This is a genomic window from Kitasatospora sp. NBC_01300 (genome assembly GCF_041435235.1).
In the GTDB taxonomy this organism is placed as follows: domain Bacteria; phylum Actinomycetota; class Actinomycetes; order Streptomycetales; family Streptomycetaceae; genus Kitasatospora.
Map to the genome: position 1 here is coordinate 5,283,414 of NZ_CP108408.1, position 25,348 is coordinate 5,308,761.

Annotated in this window: 20 protein-coding genes; 12 read left to right on the forward strand and 8 right to left on the reverse strand. The window is 73.0% G+C overall.

Annotated elements, in window-relative coordinates; genetic code table 11:
* Nucleotides 1-65: 65 nt before the first annotated feature.
* Nucleotides 66-755, reverse strand: coding sequence for a response regulator (locus OG556_RS23470; RefSeq protein ID WP_063349364.1), 690 nt, complete (start codon nt 753-755; stop codon nt 66-68).
* On the reverse strand, nt 755-2,350 hold the full coding sequence (locus OG556_RS23475) for an ATP-binding protein (protein WP_371519050.1): 1,596 nt from the start codon (nt 2,348-2,350) through the stop codon (nt 755-757). Before OG556_RS23475 ends, OG556_RS23470 begins: the two co-directional genes overlap by 1 nt.
* A gap of 219 nt (nt 2,351-2,569) precedes the next feature.
* Here OG556_RS23475 and OG556_RS23480 point away from each other — a divergent pair, with 219 nt between their 5' ends.
* The 3 genes from OG556_RS23480 to OG556_RS23490 all read left to right on the forward strand — a co-directional run bounded on the left by OG556_RS23480 (nt 2,570) and on the right by OG556_RS23490 (nt 5,473).
* Complete coding sequence (locus tag OG556_RS23480) at nt 2,570-3,394, forward strand: ABC transporter ATP-binding protein (protein WP_371519051.1); 825 nt, start codon at nt 2,570-2,572, stop codon at nt 3,392-3,394.
* The gene (locus OG556_RS23485) at nt 3,384-4,259 is read left to right on the forward strand and encodes an ABC transporter permease (RefSeq protein WP_371519052.1); all 876 of its coding nucleotides are present in this window, start codon (nt 3,384-3,386) and stop codon (nt 4,257-4,259) included. Before OG556_RS23480 ends, OG556_RS23485 begins: the two co-directional genes overlap by 11 nt.
* Nucleotides 4,260-4,396: 137 nt before the next feature.
* Entirely contained in the window at nt 4,397-5,473 is a 1,077-nt protein-coding gene (locus OG556_RS23490; protein WP_371519053.1) for an ABC transporter substrate-binding protein, read from the forward strand.
* A 151-nt stretch (nt 5,474-5,624) separates the two neighbouring features.
* On the opposite strand, the gene OG556_RS23495 is transcribed toward OG556_RS23490, so the two are convergent.
* Entirely contained in the window at nt 5,625-6,527 is a 903-nt protein-coding gene (locus OG556_RS23495) for a sucrase ferredoxin (protein WP_371519054.1), read from the reverse strand.
* A gap of 95 nt (nt 6,528-6,622) precedes the next feature.
* Nucleotides 6,623-9,073, reverse strand: coding sequence for a DNA topoisomerase (ATP-hydrolyzing) subunit A (locus OG556_RS23500; protein ID WP_371519055.1), 2,451 nt, complete (start codon nt 9,071-9,073; stop codon nt 6,623-6,625).
* A 250-nt stretch (nt 9,074-9,323) separates the two neighbouring features.
* Between OG556_RS23500 and OG556_RS23505 the strand changes: the two genes are divergently transcribed.
* From OG556_RS23505 to OG556_RS23515, 3 genes are all read left to right on the forward strand, one after another.
* Nucleotides 9,324-10,685 carry a M16 family metallopeptidase gene (locus OG556_RS23505; RefSeq protein ID WP_371519056.1) on the forward strand — a complete coding sequence of 454 codons (1,362 nt, stop codon included), beginning with the start codon at nt 9,324-9,326 and terminating at the stop codon, nt 10,683-10,685.
* A gap of 20 nt (nt 10,686-10,705) precedes the next feature.
* Nucleotides 10,706-12,070, forward strand: coding sequence for a M16 family metallopeptidase (locus tag OG556_RS23510; RefSeq protein WP_371522846.1), 1,365 nt, complete (start codon nt 10,706-10,708; stop codon nt 12,068-12,070).
* 326 nt (nt 12,071-12,396) lie between these two features.
* Nucleotides 12,397-13,590, forward strand: coding sequence for an RtcB family protein (locus OG556_RS23515; protein ID WP_371519057.1), 1,194 nt, complete (start codon nt 12,397-12,399; stop codon nt 13,588-13,590).
* Nucleotides 13,591-13,652: 62 nt separating this feature from the next.
* Here the strand turns inward: OG556_RS23515 and OG556_RS23520 are convergent, their stop codons facing one another.
* The gene (locus tag OG556_RS23520) at nt 13,653-13,934 is read right to left on the reverse strand and encodes an HPr family phosphocarrier protein (protein WP_063349373.1); all 282 of its coding nucleotides are present in this window, start codon (nt 13,932-13,934) and stop codon (nt 13,653-13,655) included.
* Nucleotides 13,935-14,152: 218 nt separating this feature from the next.
* Here OG556_RS23520 and OG556_RS23525 point away from each other — a divergent pair, with 218 nt between their 5' ends.
* The 4 genes from OG556_RS23525 to OG556_RS23540 all read left to right on the forward strand — a co-directional run bounded on the left by OG556_RS23525 (nt 14,153) and on the right by OG556_RS23540 (nt 19,623).
* On the forward strand, nt 14,153-16,993 hold the full coding sequence (locus OG556_RS23525; protein ID WP_371519058.1) for a GNAT family N-acetyltransferase: 2,841 nt from the start codon (nt 14,153-14,155) through the stop codon (nt 16,991-16,993).
* Nucleotides 16,994-17,085: 92 nt separating this feature from the next.
* Nucleotides 17,086-17,685, forward strand: a complete 600-nt coding sequence (locus OG556_RS23530) for a DUF5998 family protein (RefSeq protein ID WP_063349374.1) — start codon at nt 17,086-17,088, stop codon at nt 17,683-17,685.
* A gap of 35 nt (nt 17,686-17,720) precedes the next feature.
* Nucleotides 17,721-18,908, forward strand: a complete 1,188-nt coding sequence (locus tag OG556_RS23535; RefSeq protein WP_371519059.1) for an alkaline phosphatase family protein — start codon at nt 17,721-17,723, stop codon at nt 18,906-18,908.
* Nucleotides 18,909-18,969: 61 nt separating this feature from the next.
* Entirely contained in the window at nt 18,970-19,623 is a 654-nt protein-coding gene (locus OG556_RS23540; protein WP_063349376.1) for a thymidine kinase, read from the forward strand.
* Between the two features lie 17 nt (nt 19,624-19,640).
* On the opposite strand, the gene OG556_RS23545 is transcribed toward OG556_RS23540, so the two are convergent.
* Nucleotides 19,641-20,381, reverse strand: a complete 741-nt coding sequence (locus OG556_RS23545; protein WP_371522848.1) for a VOC family protein — start codon at nt 20,379-20,381, stop codon at nt 19,641-19,643.
* Nucleotides 20,382-20,563: 182 nt separating this feature from the next.
* Here OG556_RS23545 and OG556_RS23550 point away from each other — a divergent pair, with 182 nt between their 5' ends.
* The gene (locus OG556_RS23550) at nt 20,564-21,439 is read left to right on the forward strand and encodes a sulfurtransferase (RefSeq protein WP_371519060.1); all 876 of its coding nucleotides are present in this window, start codon (nt 20,564-20,566) and stop codon (nt 21,437-21,439) included.
* A 57-nt stretch (nt 21,440-21,496) separates the two neighbouring features.
* Here OG556_RS23550 and sepH read toward each other — a convergent pair whose 3' ends face one another.
* Nucleotides 21,497-22,573 carry a septation protein SepH gene (sepH, locus tag OG556_RS23555; RefSeq protein ID WP_371519061.1) on the reverse strand — a complete coding sequence of 359 codons (1,077 nt, stop codon included), beginning with the start codon at nt 22,571-22,573 and terminating at the stop codon, nt 21,497-21,499.
* Nucleotides 22,574-23,090: 517 nt separating this feature from the next.
* Between sepH and OG556_RS23560 the strand changes: the two genes are divergently transcribed.
* On the forward strand, nt 23,091-23,975 hold the full coding sequence (locus tag OG556_RS23560) for a hypothetical protein (RefSeq protein ID WP_371519062.1): 885 nt from the start codon (nt 23,091-23,093) through the stop codon (nt 23,973-23,975).
* Here OG556_RS23560 and OG556_RS23565 read toward each other — a convergent pair whose 3' ends face one another.
* Nucleotides 23,976-25,298, reverse strand: a complete 1,323-nt coding sequence (locus OG556_RS23565; RefSeq protein ID WP_371519063.1) for a D-arabinono-1,4-lactone oxidase — start codon at nt 25,296-25,298, stop codon at nt 23,976-23,978.
* Nucleotides 25,299-25,348: the final 50 nt, after the last annotated feature.

Consider the following 25,348-nt stretch of genomic DNA (forward strand, 5'->3'; position numbering starts at 1 on the left):
GCTGCGCCCCGGGGAACCCCGGCGGGCCTGGGGCCGCCGGGGTTCCCCCACGTCCGGGCGCGGTGTCAGGCCCGGACCGCCAGGCCGTAGCGGTGCTCGGGGCGGCCGGTGTCGCCGTAGCGCAGGGTCAGCCGCAGCCGGCTGTCCCGCTCCAGCTGCTTGAGGTAGCGCTGCGCCGTCGAGCGGCTGAGCCCGGTGGCGTCCGCGACCTCCTGCGCGGACAGCGGGCGGCCCGCCTGGCGCAGCACCCCCAGCACCAGGTCGGTGGTGGGCGCCGAGTGCCCCTTCGGCAGCGGGCCGGCCGGGGCGGCGGCGCTGCGCAGGGTGGCGAACAGCCGGTCCACCTCGTCCTGGCCGGCCTCCCGGGCCGCCGGGCCGGCCAGCGCGTGCCGCAGCTGTGCGTACGCGACCAGCTTGTCCCGCAGGCCGGCGAAGGTGAACGGCTTGACCAGGTACTGCAGCGCGCCGTGCTGCATCGCGGCGTGCACCGTCGACACGTCCCGGGCGGCCGTCACCATCATCACGTCGCAGGCCACCTGCCGCTCCCGCAGCCGGCGCACCAGCGCCAGGCCGGTCTCGTCCGGCAGGTGGTGGTCGAGCAGCAGCAGGTCCACCGGGCGGCGCTCCAGCGCGGCCAGCGCCTCCCCGGCCGAGTGCGCGGTGCCGGTCACCCGGAAGCCCGGCACCTTGGCCACGTACGCGGCGTGCACGTCCGCGACCCGGAAGTCGTCGTCCACCACGAGTACGTCGATCATCAGGCCTCCACGAGCTGAGGGGTGAGCAGGGCCTCGGGCAGCTCGACCGTGAACCGGGCGCCGCCGAGCGGTCCCGCGTCGAGCACGATCCGGCCGCCGGTCCGTTCGACCAGCCGCCGCACCATCGCCAGCCCCAGCCCGCGCGGACGGTGCGCGGGCGCGTCCTTGCTGGTCCACCCCTCCTCGAAGACCTGCTCGCGCAGCTCCTCCGGCACGCCCGGGCCGCTGTCCGCGACCTGCAGCAGCAGCGTGGAGCCGGCCGCCGCCAGCGTCACCTCCAGCCGGCCGCCCCCACCCGCCGCGAGCGCGTCCACCGCGTTGTCGATCAGATTGCCGAGCACCGTCACCAGCGCCCGCGCGTCCACCACCGCGTCCGGCAGGTGCGCCGCCGGGGCCAGCGCCAGCCGCACCCCGCGTTCGCCCGCCACCGCCGTCTTGCCCGCCAGCAGCGCCGCGACGTGCGGATCCTGCACCTGCTCGGCGATCCGCGCCGCGACCACCGCGTGCGAACCGGACTGTTCCGAGATGAACGCCACCGCCTGCTCGTGGCGGCCCAGCTCCAGCAGGCCCAGCAGGGTGTGCATCCGGTTGGCGTGCTCGTGGTCCTGGGCGCGCAGGGCCTCGGTCAGGCTGCGGGTGGTGTCCAACTCGCGGACCAGCGACTCCAGTTCGGTCCGGTCGCGGAGTGTCACGACCGCGCCGCCCTCGGCCGTGCTCATCCGGTTGACCACCAGCACCCGGTCGTCCCGGACCGCCGGCAGGTCGGCGCCGGTGATCCGTCCGGTCAGCACGTCCGCCAGCCGGCCCGGCGGCAGCACCGCGTGGATCGGCCGCTCGGTGCAGTCCTCCGGCAGGCCGAGCAGCCGCACCGCCTCGTCGTTGGCCAGCCGGATCCGGCCGTGCTCGTCCAGCGCCACCATGCCCTCGCGGATGCCGTGCAGCATCGCCTCCCGCTCCACCAGCAGCGCCGAGATGTCGGCCAGCGCGATGTTGTGGGTGCGGCGCTTCAGCCGCCGGGCCAGCGCCAGCGTGGCGACCGTCCCTGCGGCCAGGCCCGCGCCCGCGCACAGCAGGATCCCGGTGAGCATCTTCAGCAGCCGGCGGCGGATCGAGTCGTCGCTGATGCCGACCGACACCTCGCCGACGATCCGGCCGTCCGCGACCCGCAGCGGCACCTTGCCGCGCGCGGTGCGGCCCAGCGTGCCCTGCTGCATCGCGGTGACGCTCAGCCCGCTGAGCGCCGGCTCCGGATCGGTGCTGACCCGGTGGCCGATCCGCTCCGGGTCGGTGTGCGAGAGCCGGATCCCGTCGAGGTCGGTGACCACCACGAAGCTCGCGCCGGTGGCCAGCCGGATCTGCTCGGCGTTGCGCTGCGCGGTCGCCGAGTCCCGGGCGTCGGCCGCTCGGGCGATCGCCTCGTCGGCGGCGGTGGCCTGGGCGATCGACAGCGCCCGCTGCATCGCGTCGTGGTCCAGCTCGCTGCTGACCGGGGCCAGGAACAGGCCTGCGGTCACGGTGGTGACACCGACGGTGACGACGGTCTGGCTCAGCAGCAGTTGCGCGAAGACCCGGCGGGGCCAGCGGGGCATCTTCATCCGGGCCTCCTCTCGGCGGCTGTGGGGGCGGGTACGTCAGGGTCGGGACACCCTACGTTTCCGGCGTGTTTCTGTCAGCCGCGTCCCCGCAGTTGTAGCGGAAGCAAAAGGAGCAGAACACCCCTCAATGCGGAGAAACCGCAGTACGCCGAGAAGGCTCCCGCCCGGGCCCGGCCCGCTCCTACCTTTCCGGGGAAAGCACAGACCCGGGAGGATCGAATGAGCACAACCCCGGCGATCGAGCTGACTGGCGCGACGAAACGGTTCCGCACCCCGTCCGGGGCCCTGCACACCGCCGTCCGTGATCTCGATCTGACCGTCGCCCAAGGCGAGTTCGTCGCCGTCGTCGGGCCCACCGGCTGCGGCAAGTCCACCACGCTGACCCTGGTCAGCGGTCTGGAGGAGCCCACCGAGGGCGAGGTCCGGGTGGACGGCGAGCCCGTCCGCGGGATCCACCCCAAGGTCGGTTTCGTCTTCCAGCAGGACGCCGTCTTCCCCTGGCGCACCGTCCTGTCCAACGTGATGGCCGGGCCGCGCTTCCGCGGCGTGCCCACCGCCGAGGCCAGGGAACGGGCCCGGGACTGGCTGGGCCGCGTCGGCCTCGCCGCCTTCGAGGACCGCTACCCGCACCAACTGTCCGGCGGCATGCGCAAGCGCGTCGCGCTCGCCCAGACCTTCGTCAACGACCCGGACATCCTGCTGATGGACGAGCCGTTCTCGGCGCTGGACGTGCAGACCCGCGCCCTGATGTCCGACCAGCTGCTGGAGCTGTGGGCCGGGACCAGGGCCTCCGGGAACGCCGCGTCGGTCGTCTTCGTCACCCACGACCTGGACGAGGCCATCGCCCTCGCCGACCGGGTCGTCGTCATGACGGCCGGACCGGCCACCGTCAAGGAGGTCTTCACCGTCGACCTGCCACGACCGCGCACCGTGGAAGCCGTACGGCTGGAACCGAGGTTCGTCGAGCTGTACCGCGAGATCTGGGCCTCGCTCGGCGAAGAGGTACGCATCACCCGGGAGAGAGGAGCGGGTCGTGCCGCTTGAGACCGCGTCGGCCGTCACCGACAAGCCCCCGGCGGCCGCCCCCGCCAGCCGTACCGAGGCCCGCGAACGAGCCGCCCGCAACCGGAGGCTGACCGTCTACGGAGCCCGGGTCGCCGTCCTGGTCGCCTTCCTCGGACTGTGGGAGGTCTGCGCCCGCACCGACGTCATCGACCCGTTCAACTTCTCGCAGCCGTCGAGGATCTGGGACCAGATCTGGCAGTGGATCACCCACGGCACCGCGCAGGGCTCGCTCGGCGAGCAGATCGGCTACACCCTCTACGAGGCCCTCACCGGCTGGGTGATCGGCGTCATCTGCGGTGTGCTGCTCGGCATCGCGCTCGGCCGGGTCCGCTTCCTGGCCGACGTGTTCGGGCCCTACATCAAGGTGCTCAACGCCATCCCGCGGATCGTGCTCGCCCCGATCTTCCTGATCTGGTTCGGCCTCGGCCCGGCCTCCAAGGTCGCCTCCGCCGTCGTCCTGGTGTTCTTCCCGGTGTTCTTCAACGCCTTCCAGGGCGCCCGCGAGGTGGACCGCAACCTCGTCTCCAACGCCCGCATCCTCGGCGCCGACGGCCGCAAGGTCACCCTCCAGGTGGTCATCCCCGCCGCCACCACCTGGATCTTCACCAGCCTGCACGTCAGCTTCGGCTTCGCCCTGATCGGGGCCATCGTCGGCGAGTACATCGGCGCCACCAAGGGCCTCGGCCTGCTCGTCGCCGCCGCCCAGGGCACCTTCAACGCGGCCGGCGTGTACGCCGCCATGACCATCCTCGCCGTCGTGGCGCTGCTCACGGAGGGGCTGCTGACCTTCGCCGAGACGAAGCTGTTCCGCTGGAAGCCCGCAGACACGGGCGACGGCCGCTGAACCCCTCTGCGTCGCTGCCCCTGCGTCGCTGAACCCCCACCCCCTGCGTCGCGAACCTCCCGCTTCGCTGAACCTCCCGCTTCGCTGAACCCCCCTGCGCCGCTGATCCCCCCTCGCAGAGAGAGGCACCCCCACCCATGCGCCCGAACCCGATCGGCAGACCCGCCGCGGCCGCCCTCGCCGCCGTCCTGCTCCTCCCGCTCTCCGCCTGCGCCAACGACGCCGCCACGACCACCCACGGCGCCGCCGCCCCGGCCGGCCGGCAGGTCGACGGGCCCAAGGTCAAGATCATGGTCGGTGGCCTGGACAAGGTCATCTACCTGCCCGCGATGCTCACCCAGCGGCTCGGCTTCTTCGCCGACGCCGGCGTCAACGTCGAGCTGATGAGCGAGCCCGCCGGCGTCAACGCGACCACCGCGCTGCTCGCCGGCGACGTCCAGGGCGCCGTCGGCTTCTACGACCACACCATCGACCTCCAGGCCAAGGGCAAGATCGTCGAGTCCGTGGTGCAGTTCTCCCAGGCCCCCGGCGAGGTCGAACTCGTCTCCACCAAGCAGGCCGACGCCATCAAGTCCGGCGCCGACTTCAAGGGCAAGAAGCTCGGCGTCACCAGCATCGGTTCCTCCACCGACTTCCTCACCAAGTACCTCGCCGTCAAGAACGGCACGGCCGTCAGCGAGTTCAGCCCGATCGCGGTCGGCGCCGGCCAGACCTTCATCGCCGCGCTCCAACAGGGCAGCATCGACGGCGGGATGACCACCGACCCGACCGTCGCCAACGTCCTCGACAAGGGCCTCGGCAAGATCCTCTACGACATGCGCACCCCCGAGGGCTCCCGCGACGCCCTCGGCGGCCTCTACCCGTCGTCCTCGCTCTACATGAACACCGACTGGGTGGAGAAGAACAAGGACACCACCCAGAAGCTCGCCAACGCCTTCGTCAAGACCCTCAAGTGGATGTCCACGCACAGCCCCGAGGAGATCGCCGCGAAGATGCCCGCCGACTACGCGCAGGGCGGCGCCGAGCAGTACGCGGCCGCGATCAAGGCGACCCTGCCGATGTTCACCACCGACGGCGTGATGCCGGCCGACGGCCCCAAGACCGTCCTCGCCGTGCTCGCCGCCTTCCACCCGGACGTCAAGGGCAAGGAGGGCAGCATCGACCTCTCCCGCACCTACACCACCGAGTTCGTCGGCAAGGCCGTCACCGGCTGAGCCGACACCCGACGTGACGGCCCCGCGCACCTCCGTGGACAGCAGGCGCGGGGCCGCCCGCGCGCTCCGGTCCCGCGCTCACCCCCACGGGCGCGGGGCCGCCCGCGTGCTCCCGACCTGCTGAAGGCCCTGCCGGCGCGCTTCCGTCCCGTTACTGGCCCCGCACCGAGAGCACGTCCATCCGCGACGGCGTCCCCGCCGCCTTGCCGCAGCTCTCCGGACGCGCCGGCTCGCTCACCGCCTCGATCACGTCCACCTCCCAGGCCCGGCCGTCCTCGTGCAGCACCGAGACCAGCCAGCGGCCCGCGCCGTCCGGCCGCTGGGTCAGCGTCAGCGCGCCCACTCCGGTCTCCCCGGTCGCCAGCCGCACCGCGTGCTCGGCCGCCTGGCCCGGACGCTCCCAGCCCGAACAGCCCCGCGACCAGGCCGGCACCATGTGCCCGGCCGCCGTCGCCGCCAGCACCTCCTTGGCCGCCTCCGCCGTCAGCCGCCCGTACGCGTAGCCGTACGGCAGCACCAGCATCGTGGGGGAGAAGCGGTGCCCGCCCAGATGCGTCACCTCCCACACCTCGCTGTGCCCGGCCGCCGCCAGCTCCGCCGCCAACGGGCGGCCCAGCAGCGCGCAGCAGCGGTCCCGCCGCCCGTTGGTGCACACCAGCGCCAACGGGCCGCCGACGTGCTCCACTCCGAAACCGCCGTGGTCGCCGGCGCCCAGCGCCGCGAAGTCCAGCTCCAGCAGCTCCGCCGGATCGGCCACCTCCGCCCGGCGCACCCAGCCGCGACCCGGCACCGTGTGCGCCACGACCACCTCGTGCCGCGCCGTCGGCAGGCAGTCCGCGTGCCGCCCCGGCCGCCGGATCAGCGCCACCCGCACCCCGGTGCCCGCCGCGGCCGCGTCCAGCGCCCGCCCCGTCGCCGGGTCCAGATGGCTCTCCCCGAGCGCCTTCGCGCCCCACGGCCCGTTCTGCTCCACCAGCAGCCAGGTGGTCGCCACCGCGGCGGTGGCGGTCAGCGGCTCCGAAAGTTCACGCGACAGCGTCGCACAGGTGCTCACCCGGGCAAGGCTACCCTCGGCACCCGCCGCGCCCCGGAACGACGGAGGAGGGGCGCCGGACCGCTCCGGCACCCCTCCTCCACCACGCCCGAGCCCTACGCCGGGCCGGCCACCACCGCGATCGGAGCCGTCACCGGCGTGCCCGAACCGTCACGGCGCGGGTCGCGCTCCGGCAGGTCCACCGGCACGCCCTTGTCGGACGCCGCCCGGGCCGGGGCCACACCCGCCCAGGCGAACGTCAGACCGTCCTCACCACGCAGGAACCGCTGGCAGCGCACACCGCCCGTCGCCCGGCCCTTGCGCGGGTACTGTTCGAACGGCGTCACCTTCCACGACGACTGCTCCTCGCCGGTCAGCGTCCCCGACGCCCCCGCCACCGAGACCACCACCGCGTCCGACGCCGGATCCACCGCCGTGAACGACAGCACCCGCGCCCCGTCGGAGAGCTTGATCCCCGCCATGCCGCCCGCCGGACGGCCCTGCGGGCGCACCTGCCCCGCCGGATAGCGCAGCAGCTGCGCGTCCGAAGCGATGAAGACCAAGTCCTCCTCGCCGGTGCGCAGTTCGACCGCGCCCACCAGCTCGTCACCCTCCTTGAGGGCGATCACCTCGAACTCGTCCTTGTTCGCCGGCCACTCCGGGACCACCCGCTTCACCACGCCCTGCAGCGTGCCCAGCGCCAGCCCCGGCGAGGACTCGTCCAGCGTGGTCAGCGCCAGCGCCCGCTCCCCGGCCTCCAACCGCAGGAACTCGCCCACCGCAGCCCCGCCGGCCAGCGTCGGCGACGGCGTCGGCGGCAGCGCCGGCAGATCGATCACCGGCAGCCGCAGCACCCGGCCCGCCGACGTCACCACACCCACGTCCGCCCGCGCCGTCGCCGGCACCGCCGACACGATCACATCGTGCTTCGACCGCTTCTCCGACAGCTCGAACGGCTCCCCGTCCGCCGTCCGCGCCAGCAGGCCCGTCGACGACAGCAGCACCCGGCACGGGTCGTCCGCCACCTCCAGCGGCACCGACAGCGCCGCCGACGGCGCCGCCCCCGCCTCCAGCAGCACCGTCCGCCGCTCCGTCCCGAACTGCTTCGCCACCGCGCCGAGTTCGGACGACACCACGCTGCGCAGCCGGGAGTCCGAGTCCAGGATCTCGGTCAGCTCCGCGATCTCCGCGTTCAGCTTCGCCTTCTCCTGCTCCAGCTCCACCCGGTCGAACCGGGTCAGCCGCCGCAGCGGAGTGTCCAGGATGTACGCCGTCTGCGTCTCCGACAGCGAGAAGCGCTCCATCAGGCGCTCCTTCGCCTGCCCCGCGTTGTCACTCGACCGGATGATCGCGATGACCTCGTCGATGTCGAGCAGCGCGACCAGCAGACCGTCGACCAGGTGCAGCCGCTCCTCCCGCTTGCGCCGGCGGAAGTCGCTGCGCCGCCGCACCACGGTGAACCGGTGGTCGACGTAGACCTCCAGCAGCTCCTTCAGCCCCAGCGTCAGCGGCTGGCCGTCCACCAGCGCCACGTTGTTGATGCCGAAGGTCTCCTCCATCGGCGTCAGCTTGTACAGCTGCTCCAGCAGCGCCTCCGGCACGAAGCCGTTCTTCACCTCGATCACCAGCCGCAGCCCGTGCTCGCGGTCGGTCAGGTCCTTGACGTCCGCGATGCCCTGCAGCTTCTTCGCGTTGACCAGGTCCTTGATCTTCGAAATGACCTTCTCCGGGCCGACGTTGTACGGCAGCTCGGTCACCACGATGCCCTTGCGGCGCGCCGTCACCGCCTCCACCGTCGTCGTCGCCCGGATCTTGAACGTGCCGCGGCCCGACTCGTACGCGTCCCGGATCCCCGACAGGCCCACGATCCGCCCGCCCGTCGGCAGGTCCGGACCGGGCACGAACCGCATCAGCGTGTCCAGGTCCGCGGTCGGGTGCTTGATCAGGTGCCGGGCCGCCGCCACCACCTCGGACAGGTTGTGCGGCGGCATGTTCGTCGCCATGCCGACCGCGATGCCCGTCGCGCCGTTCACCAGCAGGTTCGGGAACGCCGCCGGCAGCGCCAACGGCTCCTGCTCGCTGCCGTCGTAGTTCGGACCGAAGTCGACGGTGTCCTCGTGGATCGACTCCACCATCGCCATCGACGCCGCCGTCAGCCGCGACTCCGTGTAGCGCATCGCCGCCGGCGGGTCGTCGTTGCCCAGCGAACCGAAGTTCCCGTGGCCGTCGATCAGCGGCAGCCGCATCGAGAACGGCTGCGCCATCCGGACGACCGAGTCGTAGATCGACGCGTCGCCGTGCGGGTGCAGCCGGCCCATCACCTCGCCCACCACACGGGCGCACTTCACGTGTGCGCGGTCCGGCCGCAGGCCCATCTCGTTGGCCTGGTACAGGATCCGGCGGTGCACCGGCTTCAGACCGTCCCGCGCGTCCGGAAGCGCACGCGAGTAGATCACCGAGTAGGCGTACTCCAGGAAGGAGCCCTGCATCTCGTCCACGACGTCGACATCGAGGATCCGCTCCTCGAAGTCTCCGGGCGGCGGGGTCTGCGAACTGCGGCGGGCCATCGCGGCGGGGCTCCCTTACGTCTCGCTTGCTGTGTCTCGGTCAGTCTCTGACGTCCATCCGCCGACCCCCGTCAACAGGGCTCGGCGCCCCCATTGTGGACCCTCGCGCCGACACTCCCGGCCAGCGCCCCTCTTCCGCCCCTGGCGAACGCCCCGTCTGCGCGGGACACGAACACGCCCCCCGCGCGTTGCACCACAATGGGGGACGCCACACGAACCCCGACATCGACGACGGGAAGGACCCGAGCGCATGGCCAACCCGGCCCCCGCATCCGCCTCCACCGGAGGACATGGCGCCGCCATCGCCATCACCGAGCACCGCCTGGCCAACGGCCTGCGCGTCGTCCTCTCCGAGGACCACCTCACCCCGGTCGCCGCGGTCTGCCTCTGGTACGACGTGGGCTCCCGCCACGAGGTCAAGGGCCGCACCGGCCTCGCCCACCTCTTCGAGCACCTCATGTTCCAGGGCTCCGCCAACGTCTCCAACAACGGGCACTTCGAGCTCGTCCAGGGCGCCGGCGGCTCGCTCAACGGCACCACCAGCTTCGAGCGCACCAACTACTTCGAGACCATGCCCGCCCACCAGTTGGAGCTCGCCCTCTGGCTGGAGGCCGACCGCATGGGCTCGCTGCTCGCCGCCCTCGACGAGACGTCCATGGAGAACCAGCGCGACGTCGTCAAGAACGAGCGCCGCCAGCGCTACGACAACGTCCCCTACGGCACCGCCTTCGAGAAGCTCACCGCGCTCTCGTTCCCCGACGGCCACCCGTACCACCACACCCCGATCGGCTCCATGGCCGACCTCGACGCCGCCACCCTCGACGACGCCCGCGCGTTCTTCCGCACCTACTACGCGCCCAACAACGCCGTCCTCACCGTCGTCGGCGACATCGACCCCGAGCAGACCATCGCCTGGGTCGAGAAGTACTTCGGCAGCATCCCCGCCCACGACGGCAAGCAGCCGCCGCGCTCCGGCGAACTCCCCGACACCATCGGCAGCGAACTGCGCGAGCACGTCCACGAGGACGTCCCCTCCCGCGCCCTGATGGCCGCCTACCGGCTCCCGCACGACGGCACCCGCGACGCCGACGCCGCCGACCTCGCCCTCACCATCCTCGGCAGCGGCGAGTCCAGCCGCCTCTACAACCGGCTCGTCCGCCGCGACCGCACCGCCGTCGCCGCCGGCTTCGGCCTGCTCCGCCTCGCCGGCGCCCCCAGCCTCGGCTGGCTCGACGTCAAGACCTCCGGCGACGCCACCATCGAGCAGATCGACGCCGCCGTCGACGAGGAACTCGCCCGCTTCGCCGCCGAAGGCCCCACCCCCGAGGAACTCGAACGGGCCCAGGCCCAGATCGAGCGCGAATGGCTCGACCGGCTCACCACCGTCGCCGGCCGCGCCGACGAACTCTGCCGCTACGCCGTCCTGTTCGGTGACCCCAAGCTCCTCAACGACGCCCTCCCCAAGGTTCTCGACATCACCGCCGAGGAGGTCCAGGCCGTCGCCAAGGCCCGGCTCCACCCCGACAACCGGGCCGTCCTCGTCTACGAGCCCACCACGGCCGACGACACCGACGCCCCCGCCGCCACCGATGAGGAGGGTGCCGCCGCATGAGCACCGACTACGTTCCCGCCATGACGTTCCACCCCCAGCCCGAGCCCGGCACCCCCAGCCCCTGGGCCTTCCCCGCCCCCGAGCGCGCCGCCCTCGGCAACGGCATCACCGTCCTGCACTGCCACCGGCCCGGCCAGCAGCTCGTCGCCGTCGAGGTCCTGCTCGACGCCCCGCTCGCCGCCGAGCCCGAGGGCCTCGACGGCATCGCCGCCATCCTCGCCCGCGCCCTCAACGAGGGCACCGACACCCTCACCGCCGAGGAGTTCGCCGCCGAACTCGAACGCGCCGGGGCCACCCTCGACGCCCACGCCGACCACCCGTGCATCCGGGTCGCCCTGGAGGTCCCCGCCTCCCGCCTGCAGCGCGGCCTCACCCTGCTCGCCGACGCCCTGCGCGCCCCCGCCCTCCCCGCCGAGGAGATCGAGCGCCTGGTCGCCAACCGCTTGGACGAGATCGTCCACGAGCAGGCCAACCCCGCGCGGCGCGCCGCCAAGGCCCTCTACGCCGAGCTCTTCGACGGCGCCGACCGCCTCTCCCGGCCCCGCAGCGGCACCGCCGACACGGTCAAGTCGATCGACCGGGCCGCCGTCAAGGCCTTCTACGACGCCCACGTGCGCCCCGCCACCACCACCGTCGTGGTGGTCGGCGACCTCACCGGCGTCGAGCTGCCCGCCCTCCTGGAGAGCACCCTCGGCACCTGGACCGGCAACACCGCCGAACCCTCCGCCCACGCCCCCGTCACCGCCGACGACCGCGGCCGCGTCGTCATCGTCGACCGGCCCGGCTCCGTCCAGACCCAACTCCTCATCGGCCGCATCGGCCCCGACCGCCACGACCCCGTCTGGGCCGCCCAGATCCTCGGCACCTACTGCCTCGGCGGCACCCTCACCTCCCGCCTCGACCGCGTCCTGCGCGAGGAGAAGGGCTACACCTACGGCGTCCGCTCCTTCGCGCAGCCGCTGCGCTCCGCCGCCGACGGCAGCGGCCGCTCGCTGCTCGCCATCAGCGGCTCGGTGGACACCGCCTCCACCGCCCCGGCGCTCGCCGACACCTGGACCATCCTGCGCACCCTCGCCGCCGAGGGCCTCACCGACGCCGAGCGCGACGAGGCCGTGCAGTTCCTGGTCGGCGTCGCCCCGCTGAAGTACGAGACCGCGGGCTCGGTCGCCGGCACCCTGGCCGACCAGGTCGAGCAGCACCTCGCGGACGACTACCAGGCCGAGGTCTACCGGCAGCTCGCCGAACTGCCCACCGCCGCCGCCACCGAGGCCGTCGTCGCCGCCTTCCCGCCGGACCGCCTGGTCACCGTGCTGGTCGGCGACGCCGCCGTCATCGCCGACGACGTGCGGGCCCTCGGCATCGGCGAGGTCACCGTCGTCAGCTGACCCGGCGTTTCCCGCGCGGCCCGGTGGAGCACCCGCTCCGCCGGGCCGTCGCGTTGTTAAATCCGTTGCGGGCCAGCGGCGTTCCGTGGATAGATATCCCCGGCACACACGGACGAACGACGACGAACGACGACGAACGACGACGAACGAAGGGAGGCGGTCACCATGCGGGTCGAGCGAGCCATACGCCGACGCTCCCCGAGGCCGTCCTCCCCCTGTGCCCAGGGCGCCTGAGCCCCACCCCCTGAACTTCCCCGAGCCGCACCGGGCTTCTGCGCGCGGCACCCCCTTGCCCGAACCACCCGACCGCTGGAGGTCGTTCAACCATGACGTACACCGAGGTGCCCGGAATCCGGGTCCCGATCCGGATGTGGACCGACCCGGCCACCGTCGAGGGCCAGGCCCTGCAGCAGCTGCGCAACATCAGCTCCCTGCCCTGGTTGCACGGCCTCGCCGTGATGCCCGACGTCCACCTGGGCAAGGGCGCGACCGTCGGTTCCGTCATCGCCATGAAGGGCGCCGTCTGCCCGGCGGCGGTCGGCGTCGACATCGGCTGCGGCATGAGCGCGGTGAAGACCTCCCTCACCGCCGAGGACCTCCCCGACGACCTCTCCCGCCTCCGCTCCAAGATCGAGCAGGCCATCCCGGTCGGCCGCGGCCTCCACACCGACCCCGTCGACCCCACCAAGCTGCACGGCCTCCGGACGGCGGGCTGGGACGACTTCTGGCATCGCTTCGACGGCGTGGCCGGGGAGGTCAAGTGGCGCCGCGAGCGGGCGATGCAGCAGATGGGGACGCTCGGTGGAGGAAATCACCACATTGAACTATGTGTCGATGATAAGAAAAGTGTTTGGCTGACGCTGCATTCCGGTTCTCGTGGAATCGGCAAGGAACTGGCCGAGTACCACATGGGCGTGGCCCGGTCGCTGCCGCACAACCAGGGGCTGATCGACCGTGACCTCGCGGTGTTCATCTCGGAGACCCCGCAGATGGCGGCCTACCGGCAGGACCTGTTCTGGGCGCAGGAATACGCGCTGCACAACCGCTCGATCATGATGGCGCTCTTCAAGGACGTCGTACGCCGCGAGCTCCCGAAGGCGAAGGTGGCCTTCGAGGACGAGATCAGCTGCCACCACAACTACGTGGCGGAGGAGCGGTACGACGGCCAGGACCTGTTGGTGACCCGCAAGGGCGCGATTCGCGCCCGGACCGGCGACTACGGCATCATCCCGGGCTCCATGGCCACCGGTTCGTACATCGTCCGCGGTCTCGGCAACGAGGCGGCGTTCAACTCGGCCTCGCACGGCGCCGGCCGCAAGATGAGCCGGACTGCGGCGAAGAAGCGTTTCTCCACGCAGGACCTGGTGGAGCAGACCAAGGGTGTGGAGTGCCGCAAGGACAGCGGCGTCGTGGACGAGATCCCGGGCGCCTACAAGTCGATCGAGAAGGTCATGGCGCAGCAGACCGATCTCGTCGAGCCGATCGCCCACCTCATGCAGGTCGTCTGCGTGAAGGGCTGATCAACGTCGACAGGGGTGTCGCCACGGTGTGGCGGCACCCCTGTCGGGTCGGTCGAGTTGGCTCAGGCTGCGGCCGGGAGCTCGTCGAGGCCTTCCTGGACGAGCTTGGCGAGGCGGTCGAGGGCGTCGTCGGCGTTGTCGGCGTCGGAGGCGAGGATGACCTCGTCGCCGCCCTGGGCGCCGAGGCCGAGCAGGCCGAGCATGGAGGCGGCGTTGACGGGGTTGCCGCCGGGCTTGGCGATGGTGATCGGCACGCCGGTGGCCGTGACGGCCCGGACGAAGACGGAGGCGGGACGGGCGTGCAGGCCCTCGGCCCAACCGATGGTGACGCGGCGCTCAGCCATGAGACGTGCCTTTCCGGTGAAGCTGGTTACGGCCGTGCTCGGGGAAGCGGCCATGTTGTCTAGACCAGTGTTGCACGCAGGCGGTCCCTGCGAGCCGCTGCGTTCAGGACTTGTGATTGTTTCTTTTCGGGGCATAAGGCACGGCCGACAGCCCTGCCCACCCTGCAGCCAGTGTGCACCCGGCGCCATTCGGCCCACTGCCGGATAACCTGACGAATGTGGACGACTCCGCAGTGGCGCAGCCCGAGCAGGACCCCGGTGACCGGCGGGAATCCGGACCGGATTACCCCCAGCACTGGGAGGCCGACATCCTGCTGCGGGACGGCGGTACGGCCCGCATCCGGCCGATCACGCCGGAGGACGCGGAGCGTCTGGTGGAGTTCTACGCACAGGTGTCGGACCAGTCCAAGTACTTCCGTTTCTTCGCCCCCTACCCCCGGTTGTCGGAGAAGGATGTCCGCCGTTTCACCCATCACGACTTCGTGGACCGGGTGGCGCTGGCGGTGGTGGTCCGGGACCGTTTCATCGCGACCGTCCGCTACGACCGGATCGACGCGCAGGGCCGTCCGTCCGAGGCCGGGACGGACGCCGAGGTGGCGTTCCTGGTGCAGGACGCCCATCAGGGCCGCGGGGTGGCGTCGGCGCTGCTGGAGCACATCGCGGCGGTGGCGCAGGAGCGCGGGATCCGCCGGTTCCAGGCGGAGGTGCTGCCGGAGAACCGGAAGATGGTGAAGGTCTTCACCGATGCCGGCTACACGCAGCGCCGCAGTTTCGCCGACGGTGTGGTGCACCTGGAGTTCGATCTTGAGCAGACGGACCGTTCGCTCGCGGTGATGCGGGCGCGCGAGCACCGGGCGGAGGCGAAGTCGGTGCAGCGGCTGCTGACCCCGCGGTCGGTGGCGGTGATCGGGGTGTCGCGCAATCCGCAGACGGTGGGCCGGGCGATCCTGCGGGACCTGCTGGGCAGTGCCGACGACACGCGCCCGGTGTACGCGGTGAACCGCAACGCCCCGCCGGGCACCGAGCTGGACGGCGTCCCGGTGCACCGTTCGGTTCTGGACATTCCCGGGCCGGTGGATCTCGCGGTGATCACCGTCCCGGAGGGGGCCGTCCCGGCGGCGGTCGCCGAGTGCGGTGCGCACGGGGTGCAGGGCCTGGTGGTGGTGACCGCCGGGTACGCGGAGACCGGTCCGGAGGGCCGGGACCGCCAGCGCGCGCTGGTGCGCCAGGCGCGGGCGGCGGGGATGCGGGTGATCGGCCCGAACGCCTTCGGCCTGATCAACACCGATCCGGACCGCCCGTTGAACGCCTCGCTGGCTCCGCAGCTGCCGGGCCGGGGCGGGTTCGGGATCTTCTGCCAGTCCGGTGCGATCGGGGTGGCCCTGCTGGAGTCGGCGCACCGCCGGGGCCTGGGGGTGTCCTCCTTCGCCTCGGTGGGCAACCGGTCGGACGTCTCCGGGAACGACTTCCTGCAGTACTGGGCGGAGGACGAGGCCACCGAGGTGGTGCTGCTCTACCTGGAGTCCTTCGGCAACCCGCGCAAGTTCACCCGGATCGCGCGCCGGCTGGCCGCGGTGAAGCCGGTCGTGGTGGTGAAGGGCGCCCGGCACACCGGCAGCCTGCCGCCGGGCCACGCGGTGCCGGCGACCGCGACGGGGCTGCGCGACGCGACGGTGGGCGCGCTGTTCGAGCAGGCGGGCGTGATCAGGGTGGAGACGATCACCGAGCTGTACGACACCGGGGAGCTGCTGGCCCTGCAGCCGCTGCCGCCGGGGGACCGGGTCGCGGTGGTCGGCAACTCGGACTCGCTGGGCCTGCTGACCTACGACGCCTGCCTGAGCGCGGGCCTGCGGCCGCGCACCCCGGTCGACCTGACCACGGCCGCGACGGGCGAGAACTTCCGGATCGCGCTGGACGTGGCGCTGGCCGATCCGGCGGTGGACGCGGTGATCGCGGTGGCGATCCCGCCGATCGGCACGTCCGCGCACGCCTTCATGGGCGGTCGGCTGACCGGCCCGGACGATCCGGAGATGGGTTCGGACGATCCGGAGATCGCCGACGCGCTGCTCGAAGCCAGCCGAAGGGCACGGGAGTTGGGCAAGCCGCTGGTGCTCGCCCATCTGGCGTTGACCGATCTGCCGGTCCGGCTGCGCCCGGGAGGCGTGCCGGCTTTCGCGGCGCCGGAGCGGGCGGTGCGGGCGCTGGCGCACGCGGTGCACTACGCGCAGTGGCGGCGCCGGACGGCCGTGGCGGAGGAGACGGCCCGGGTGCCCGAGCTGGACCGGATCGACGAGCCGGGTGCCCGCACGCTGGTCGAGGCGGCGTTGAGCACCCGGACGGCGGTCGCCGCGCGGACGCAGCCGGGCGGCGCCCGGATCACCCTGCCGGACGCCGGGGCCCGCGAGCTGCTGGCCCGCTACGGCATCGACGTCTTCCCGGCGCTGCCGGCCCCGGACGAGGAGGCGGCCGTGCGGGCCGCGGCGACGCTCGGCTACCCGGTGGCATTGAAGGCCACCGCCCCGCACCTGCGCCACCGCCCGGACCTGGGCAGCGTGCGGCTGGACCTGACCGGTGAGCCCGGGCTGCGCCGGGCGCACCGCGAGCTGGACGCGCTGCTGGGCGGTGCGGCGCAGGCGGAGCTGGTGGTGCAGCGGATGGCGCCGCGCGGGGTGGACACCGTGATCGGTGCCACGGTGGATCCGGCGGTCGGCGCGATCCTGTCGTTCGGCCTGGCGGGGGCGCCCGCCGAGCTGCTGGGCGATGTGGCGCACCGCTTGGTCCCGGCGACCGACCAGGAGGTGGCCGGGCTGGTCCGGGAGGTGCGCGCGGCGCCCCTGCTGTTCGGTTGGCGGGGCGCGGAGGCGGTGGACACCGACGCGCTGGAGGAGTTGCTGCTGCGGGTGTCGCAGTTGGTGGACGACGTGCCGGAGATCGCGTCGGTGGATCTCGAACCGGTGGTCGTGGCCCCGTACGGGTTGGCGATCCTGGGGGCGCGGGTGCGGATCGCGCCGCTGCCCGTCCGCAGCGATCTGGGCCCGCGCGCGATGAGCAGCCTGTAACCTTCCTTGGTTGCGCCTGCCTGTGGGCGCTGTTGTCCGAAGCTCGGCGCCGTGCCGCCCGCTTCGTCGGCGGACCATGCCAGGATGGAGTTATGGCGAAGACCGGTACCACCAGCACTCAGGACCTGCGCTCGGCGATCGAGCGCAGCGGTTACTACCCGGCCCTGGTGTCCGAGGCGGTCGAGGCCGCGGTGGGCCCGGAGCCGATCAGCTCCTACCTGGTGCACCAGGAGACGACCTTCGACGCCAACGAGGTGCGTCGGCACGTGACGGTGCTGGTGCTGACCCCGACGCGGTTCGTGGTGAGCCACACCGACGAGCAGTCGGGGGACGCGGGCAGCCCGGCGGTGCCGTTCGCGACGACGTCGACGGAGAGTGTCCGGCTGGACCGGATCGGTTCGGTCGTGCTGAGCCGGATGGTCGCGAACCCGGAGACGTACACGCCGGGGACGCTGCCGCGCGAGGTGGTGCTGACGATCGGCTGGGGTGCGGTGCAGCGGCTGGACCTGGAGCCCGCGGGCTGTTCGGACCCGAACTGCGAGGCTGACCACGGCTACACCGGTTCGGCGACGGCTGACGATCTCTCACTGCGGGTGAGCGAGGCCGGTGACGGCCCGGAGACGGTGGCCCAGGCGCTGGTGTTCGCCCGCGCGCTCTCCGACGCGACGATCAGCAACGGCCCGCGGGTCTGAGCGCCGCCGCCTTCGACTGCTACGAATCCGGTTTCATGTCCTTCGCACCCTCCGGCGGCTTCGACGCCTTCGAGATCCTCGACCCGGCCGCGGCTCCCGCGCCCCCGTACGGCAGTGGTTCGCTCTGCGACCTGTTGCCCTCGGTGGCGGCGGGCCTGGGCGTCCCGGGCTTCACCGCGACCCTGCCGATCGCCCCGGCCGACCGGGTGGTGGTGTTCCTGGTGGACGGCCTGGGCTGGGAGCTGCTGCTGCGGCACCCGGAGTACGCGCCGTTCCTGTCCTCGCTGGCCGGGAGCTCGATGGGCGGTTCGGGCCGCCCGCTGACCGCTGGTTTCCCGTCGACCACGGCGACTTCGCTGGCCTCGGTCGGCACCGGCACGCCGCCGGGGCTGCACGGCCTGGCCGGGTACACGGTCGCGGTGCCGGGCGCCGGTTATCTGATGAACCAGCTGCGTTGGCAGCCGCACACCGACCCGCACGTCTGGCAGCCGTACCCGACGGTCTTCGAGCGGACGGACGCCGCCGGGGTGGCGACCGCGCAGGTGTCCTCCCCGCTGTTCTCGCAGACGCCGCTGACCAGGGTGGCGCTGTCCGGCGGCACCTTCCTGGGCCGGACCACGGGCGAGGAGCGGATGGACCTGGCGGCCTCCTGGCTGGCCGAGCACGACCGGGCGCTGGTCTACACGTACGTCAGCGAGCTGGACGGTGCGGGCCACCGCTTCGGGGTGGACTCGGACGAGTGGCGGATGACCCTGGACGCGGTGGACCGGCTGGCCCGTCGGCTGGCCGAGCGGCTGCCGCCGCGTTCGGCGATGTACGTGACCGCCGACCACGGCATGATCGACATCGCGCCGGAGGACCGGATCGACTTCGACGAGGACTGGGAGCTGGGCGCCGGCGTGGCCCTGCTGGGCGGCGAGGGCCGGGCCCGGCACGTGTACGCGGTGCCCGGTGCGGCGGCCGACGTGTTCACGGTCTGGAGCGAGGTGCTGGGCGACCGGATGTGGGTGGCCACCCGGGACCAGGCGATCGCGGCGGGCTGGTTCGGTCCGGCCGTGGACGAGCGGGTGTACGCGCGGATCGGCGACGTGGTGGCCGCGGCGCGGGACGACATCGCGATCACCGCCTCCCGCAACGAGCCGGGCGAGTCCGCGATGATCGGTCTGCACGGTTCGATGACCCCGGTCGAGCAGTTCGTGCCGCTGCTCGAAGTTCGCGGCTGAGCCAGGTACTTGACTCTTCTGTGCCCGAACTCCCCTGATGTGAAAGGCCTTTGCTCCACCCATGGCTGAACTGGTGTTCTTCTCGGGCACGATGGACTGCGGCAAGTCGACGCTGGCGCTGCAGATGGACCACAACCACTCCGCCCGCGGCCGGCAGGGCCTCATCCTGACCCGCCACGACCGGGCCGGCGCGGCGACCATCTCCAGCCGGCTGGGCCTGCGGGCGGACGCGGTCGAGGTGACGGACGACTTCGACTTCCACGCGTACGTGGTGCACCGGCTCTCGGCGGGCGGCCGGGTGGACTACCTGATCTGCGACGAGGCGCAGTTCTTCGCCGCCGAGCAGGTCGACCAGTTGGCCCGGGTGGTGGACGAACTCGACATCGACGCCTACACGTTCGGGATCACCACGGACTTCCGCACCCGGCTGTTCCCCGGCTCCCAGCGGCTGATCGAGCTGGCGGACCGGGTGGAGGTGCTCCAGGTCGAGGCGCTGTGCTGGTGCGGTGCGCGGGCGACGCACAACGCCCGGACGGTGGGCGGGGTGATGGTCGTCGAGGGCGCCCAGGTGGTGGTCGGTGACATCTCGGTGAACGAGGACGAGGTCGGGTACGAGGTGCTCTGCCGCCGGCACCACCGCCGCCGCCTGACCGCCGCGACGGCCCGGGCCTCGGTGCTCTCGCCGGACGTGCTGCCCTTCGAGCAGCAGGTCTGAGTCCTGTCCCGGGCGCGCTAGCGGAGTTCCAGCACCGAGAAGTGCCCGCCCTGCGGGTCGGACAGCCGGGCGGCGCGGCCGCGGGCGGTGTCGTGCGGTTCGACCAGGATGCGGCCGCCGAGTCCGACGGCGTGCCGGGCGGTGGCGTCGGCGTCGCGGACGGCGAAGTGGACCCGCCAGCGGGGCGGATGGCCGCGCAGTTCGGCGCGGTGCCGGATGCCGGCGACCGGTCGCCCGTGCACGAGTAGCGCGGACTCGTCGTCGGCGTGCCGGACGGGTCGGTCGAGTACCGCGGTGTAGAAGGCGACGGCGCCGTCGGTGTCGGGGGTGAGCAGTTCGGTCCAGGCCGGTCCGCCGGGTTCGGGCCCGGCCTCCCGGCCGGTGTGCTCCTCGCCCTGCCAGAGGCCGAAGACGGCGCCGGAGACGTCGGCGGCGATGGCCATCCGCCCGGCGCGTTCGGCCTGGAGCGGCCCGACGGCCACGGTTCCGCCGCAGGCGCGCACCAGTTGGGCGGTGTGGTCGGCGTCGTCGACGGCGAAGTAGCTGGTCCACTGCACCGGGAAGCCGGTGGCGGTGGAGACGCCGAGGCCGGCGACCGGTGCCCCGTCGAGTTCGGCGCGGACGTAGGCGCCGAGTTGGCCGGGGCCCGGGGTGTAGGTCCAGCCGAGCAGGTCGGCGTAGAACGCGCGGGCGCCGGCCAGGTCGTCGGTCAGCAGGCTGACCCAGCAGGGGGTGCCCTGGGCCAGTCGGAGTTCCACCGCGGGCAATGCGGGCCTCCTCATGGGTGGTTGGCGCAATGGGTGGTCGGCGCACGGAAATCCTCGCGCGCGAGGGTGATGCTTCCACTCTGGCGCGCGTCGAACCCTCGGGCCGCGCGGAAATTCCGGCAAAGACCGCACAAAGAGCAGCGGGGTGGCGGCGCTGCGCGACAATGGCCGCCATGACCACCTACAACGACGGTTCCCCGCTGATCTCCGCGGCCGGGCTGGCGCAGGCGCTCGCCTCCGCGCTCCCGCCGGTGCTGTTGGACGTGCGCTACCGGCTGGTCGGTGCCGCCCAGTCCGGCCCGACCGCCGTCGAGGAGTACCGGGCCGGGCACCTGCCCGGCGCCCGCTTCGTCGACCTGGACCGGGACCTCGCGGCCCCGCCGGGCGCCCCCGGCCGGGGCGGCCGCCACCCGCTGCCGGACCCGGAGCAGTTCGGCGCGGCGATGCGCCGCCTGGGGGTGGACTCCGGCCGCCCGGTGGTGGTGTACGACGGCGCGGCCTCGCTGGCGGCGGCCCGCGCCTGGTGGCTGCTGCGCTGGGCCGGACACCGGGACGTCCGGGTGCTGGACGGCGGGTACGCGGCCTGGACGGCGGCCGGACTGCCGGTGACGGCGGAGGTCCCGGCGCCGGCGGAGGGTGATTTCAAGCCGCTCCCGGGGCAGTTGCCCGTGGTGGACGCGGACGGTGCGGCGGCCTGGGCGCGCGGTGCGCTGCTGCTGGACGCCCGGGCGGGGGACCGCTACCGGGGCGAGAGCGAGCCGGTGGACCCGCGCGCCGGGCACATCCCGGGTGCGGTGTCGGCGCCGACGGCCGAGAACGTGGCGGCCGACGGGCGGTTCAGGTCGGCCGCGGAGCTGGCGGCGCGGTTCCGCGCGCTGGGCGCGGGTGAGCGGGAGACGGCGGTGTACTGCGGCTCGGGGGTGACGGCGGCGCACCAGATCCTGGCGCTGGAGGTGGCGGGCCTGCCGGCGACGCTGTACCCGGGGTCGTGGAGCGAGTGGTCGAGCGACGAGGCCCGCCCGGTGGCGGTGACCGACCAGCCGGGCTGAGCCGGGGCATACGTCAGGGGCGGGAGGCCGGGCCTCCCGCCCCTGACGTATGGGCTGCTATTCCTGCTTCTTGCGCCGGCTGCCGAAGACGATCTCGTCCCAGCTGGGCACGGTGGCCCGGCGGCCGGGCCGGACGCCGTCCGCCTCGGCCTGGCGGTCGGTGGTGCCGACCAGGCGCTCGCGGTGTGGTGCGACGGCCCGCGGCATCAGGATGTCGGCGTAGGCCGAGCCCGCGCCGACCGCCGGTGCGGCGGACGCGGCCGCCTCCTCGCTCTCCTCGGCGACCTCTGCGGGCACCGGTTCGATCGGGGCGGGGCCGACGGCGAGGTCGCCGCGGAAGGCGGGGACCACGTCGAGCAGGCTGGTCAGGGAGTCCCTGGACTCGGCGGTCGCCTCGCGGGACTCGCGGACCTCGCGGGCCGACATGATGCGGTCGGCGGAGGGCCGGTCGATCATCGGGCGGGGCGGCCGGTCCTGGGGGAGCCGGGCGATCCGCGGGATGAACGGGAAGACCGACTCCTCCTCGCGCTCGACGTTCTCGCCGATCAGCGCGCGGGCCTCGTCGTCGTTGGGCTGGACCAGGCGCCGGGGCGGGTCGTACGTCCAGGAGGCGCTGCGGCCCTCGCCGTCGGCACGGTAGGAGAGGATGACCTCCCAGGTGCCGTCGTCGCGCCGCCAGGAGTCCCAGCGTTCGGTGTCCTTCTCGGCGCCGCGCAGCGCGAGCCGCTCGGCGACGGCCTCGCCGAGCTGGGGACCGGTGGATTCGCCGTTGCGGCGGATGGCGGTCTTTCGGGCGCGTTCGGCCATGAAGGCGCGCTCGGCGAGGACCGGACCCTCGAAGCGGCGGACCCGGTCGACGGAGATGCCGGCGGCCTGGGCGACCTCCTCGGCGGAGGCACCGGCTCGTATCCGGGCCTGGATGTCCCGGGGCCGCAGATGGCTCTCGACCTCGATCTCGATCTGGCCGAGGCGCGGACGATCCCCGCGGATGGCGGCGCGCAGCCGCTCGTCGATGGGAAGGGTGTACTCCGTGCTGTCGGCAGCCTTGAGCACCAGCCGTGTGCCGTCGTTGCTGACGGCCACAACCCGCAGTTCGGGCACGGTTACCTCCCGGGTGGTGCCTGCCGACGTCACCTGCGTCGCTGCTCCCGTACTGAGTGTGGCCTGCCCGCTCGCGACTGGCCACAACCTTGCTGAGTTCCCCGGCGTGTCGGGCATACGCCCGGTCACGCCGCTGTGGCACGGTTGCCTTTTTGCCACGCCATCCGTCGACGTCGCGCCTGGGTGCCCCGGCCGTCCTCGCACGCGGAGTGTTCGCGACGGTCCGGGACGGGCGTCGCCGTGCGTGCCTGTTCCGTGGCTCTTCGTCAAGCTGCCGGTGTGGGCGCAGTCGACAAGTCGACCCAAGGCTCAGGCTTTACGAACAGTACTCCATTCGTGGCATCCGAAGGGGCGGCTCGCCGCTCAAGTCTCCCGCGATTCACGGGAATCTCAAGAGCGCATGCCCCCAACGGCGGACCACCGGCGGGTGAACGGTGATCATCTTCACATATATCGGGGCCGGAGAACCGCATTTTCGTCCCTTGTGTCCTTCTTTGGGCAAGATGGAGTGACTTGTTCGAGGAACAGTCGTACGGACCGAGGGATGTTGATGCCGGAGCGGAGCCCCGCCGAGGAGGGCGGCAAGAAGGAGCGCAAGCGGATCGATCTGAGTGTGGCTCAGGTCGCGGCGAGTGCGCTGGCCACGGTGGTGGGGGCGCTGCTCGCCTCCGAACTCGGCGTGTACGGAACGATCCTGGGTGCGGCGGTGGTCAGTGTCGGGGCCACCACCGGCGGTGCGGTGTTCCAGCACATCTTCCGGCGCACCGGCGAGCAGCTGCGCGAGGCGGTGGTGGACCGGGGGCCCGGCCACGCCGTGAACGGGCTGCGCCAGGTGCCGGAGCGTCCGGTGGAGCCGGCGCCGTCGGCGATCTCCTCGGAGTGGAACGAGCCGCAGGTGGTCCGGGCGCGTCGGCGGTGGACCTGGAAGACCTACGCGGCGGTGTCGGGGCTGGTGTTCGTGGTGGCGATGACGCCGATCCTGGCGTTCGAACTGGCCACCGGTCAGCCGGTGTCGGCGACGGTGAAGGGCGAGTCGGGCAACGGCACCTCCTTCGGCGGCGTGGTGAGCCCGAAGTCCTCCTCCCCGCGGGAGACGCCGCCGGCGGAGCGGCCCTCCACCGGCGGCGGGCGCGGCTCGGAGCCCTCGCCGTCCGGCGGTGCCTCGGCCCCGCCGACGACGCGGCCGGGCCGGGAGCCGAGCACCGGCCCGAGCGCGGGCCCGAGCGGTGGGGCCGGTGAGCACGGCGGCGGTACGGCCTCGCCCTCGGCGGGCCCGAACACGACGCCGTCGGCCGGTTCGTCGCCGACCGCGGACGGCGGGAAGCCCTCCGGCACCTCCGGCGGGGCGAGCCCGCAGCCGCCGGTGCCGAGCAACGCCCCCGCCTCGGTGGCCCCGCCGCAGCCCGTGGCGCCGACCCAGGGCGCCACCCCGTGATCAGGCGCCGAGGACCCGGCGCAGGTAGTCGTTGCCGAACACGCGCTGCGGGTCGACCTCGTCGCGCAGGGCGGTGAAGTCGCCGAAGTGCGGGTAGGCGCCGGACAGGTACTCGGCGTCCCGGGTGTGCAGCTTGCCCCAGTGCGGGCGGCCCTGGTGGGCGCACATCAGCTGCTCGACGCCGGTGAAGTAACCCTGGTCGGCGGTGCCCCGGTAGAGGTGGACGGCGATGTAGGCGCTGTCCCGGCCGGAGGCGGTGGAGAGCCAGAGGTCGTCGGCGGGGGCGAAGCGCACCTCCACCGGGAAGCCGACCTTCCAGTCGGAGCGCTCGACCAGGGCCTTCAGCTCGCGCAGCACTCCGGCGACGGCCGCGCGCGGCACCGCGTACTCCATCTCCACGAAGCGCACCTTGCGCGGGCTGGTGAACACCCGGTGCGCCGTGTCGGTGTAGCTGCGGTCGGACCAGGCGCGGCTGGCCAGCGAGGCGATGGCGGGGATGCTGGCGGGGAAGCGCCGCCCGACCCGGCAGGCGCCCTCCCAGACGGTGTTGGAGAGGAAGTCGTCCTCCAGCCACTCCTTGAACCGGGGCAGCGGGGCGGCCGGGCCCTGGCTGCGGTTGTTGCGCTTGGTGGCGCAGCGGTCGGTGTGCGGGAACCAGTAGAACTCGAAGTGCTCGTTGACCGCGGTGAGGTCGTCCAGCCGTTCCAGCACCTCGTCGAAGGCCATCGGCTGCTCGTGCGCGGTGAGCAGGAAGGCCGGCTCGACGGCGAAGGTCAGCGCGGTGATCACGCCGAGGGCGCCGAGGCCGAGCCGGGCGCCCTGGAAGAGCCGGGGGTGCTCGGTGGGGGAGCAGCGCCGGACGCTGCCGTCGGCGAGGACGATCTCCAGGGCGCGGATCTGGGCGGCGAGCGAGCCGGAGTCGCGGCCGGTGCCGTGGGTGCCGGTGCTGGTGGCGCCGGCCACGGTCTGCACCTCGATGTCGCCCATGTTGGTGAGGGAGAGGCCCTCGGCGGCGAGGATCCGGTTGAGCCGGGCGAGCGGGAGGCCGGATTCGACGGTGATGGTGCCGGCCTCGCGGTCGATCCCGCGGACGGCGGTGAGCGCGTGCGGGCGGAGCAGGACGCCGTCGCCGGCGGAGGCGATCGAGGTGAAGGAGTGGCCGGAGCCGACGGCCTTGACGGTGCGGCCCTGTTCGGCGGCGCGCAGGATCTCCTTGGCCAGTTCCTCCGCGGTGCCGGGGGTGGCGGCCCGGGCGGGCCGGGCGCTCTGGTTCCCGGCCCAGTTGGTCCACCGGGTGGGGGTCGCAGTACTGGCCTGGGGCATGGCGCCGCCTCCTGCTCCGTGGCCGACCGGGGTCGGCGCGGTCCGGGGCG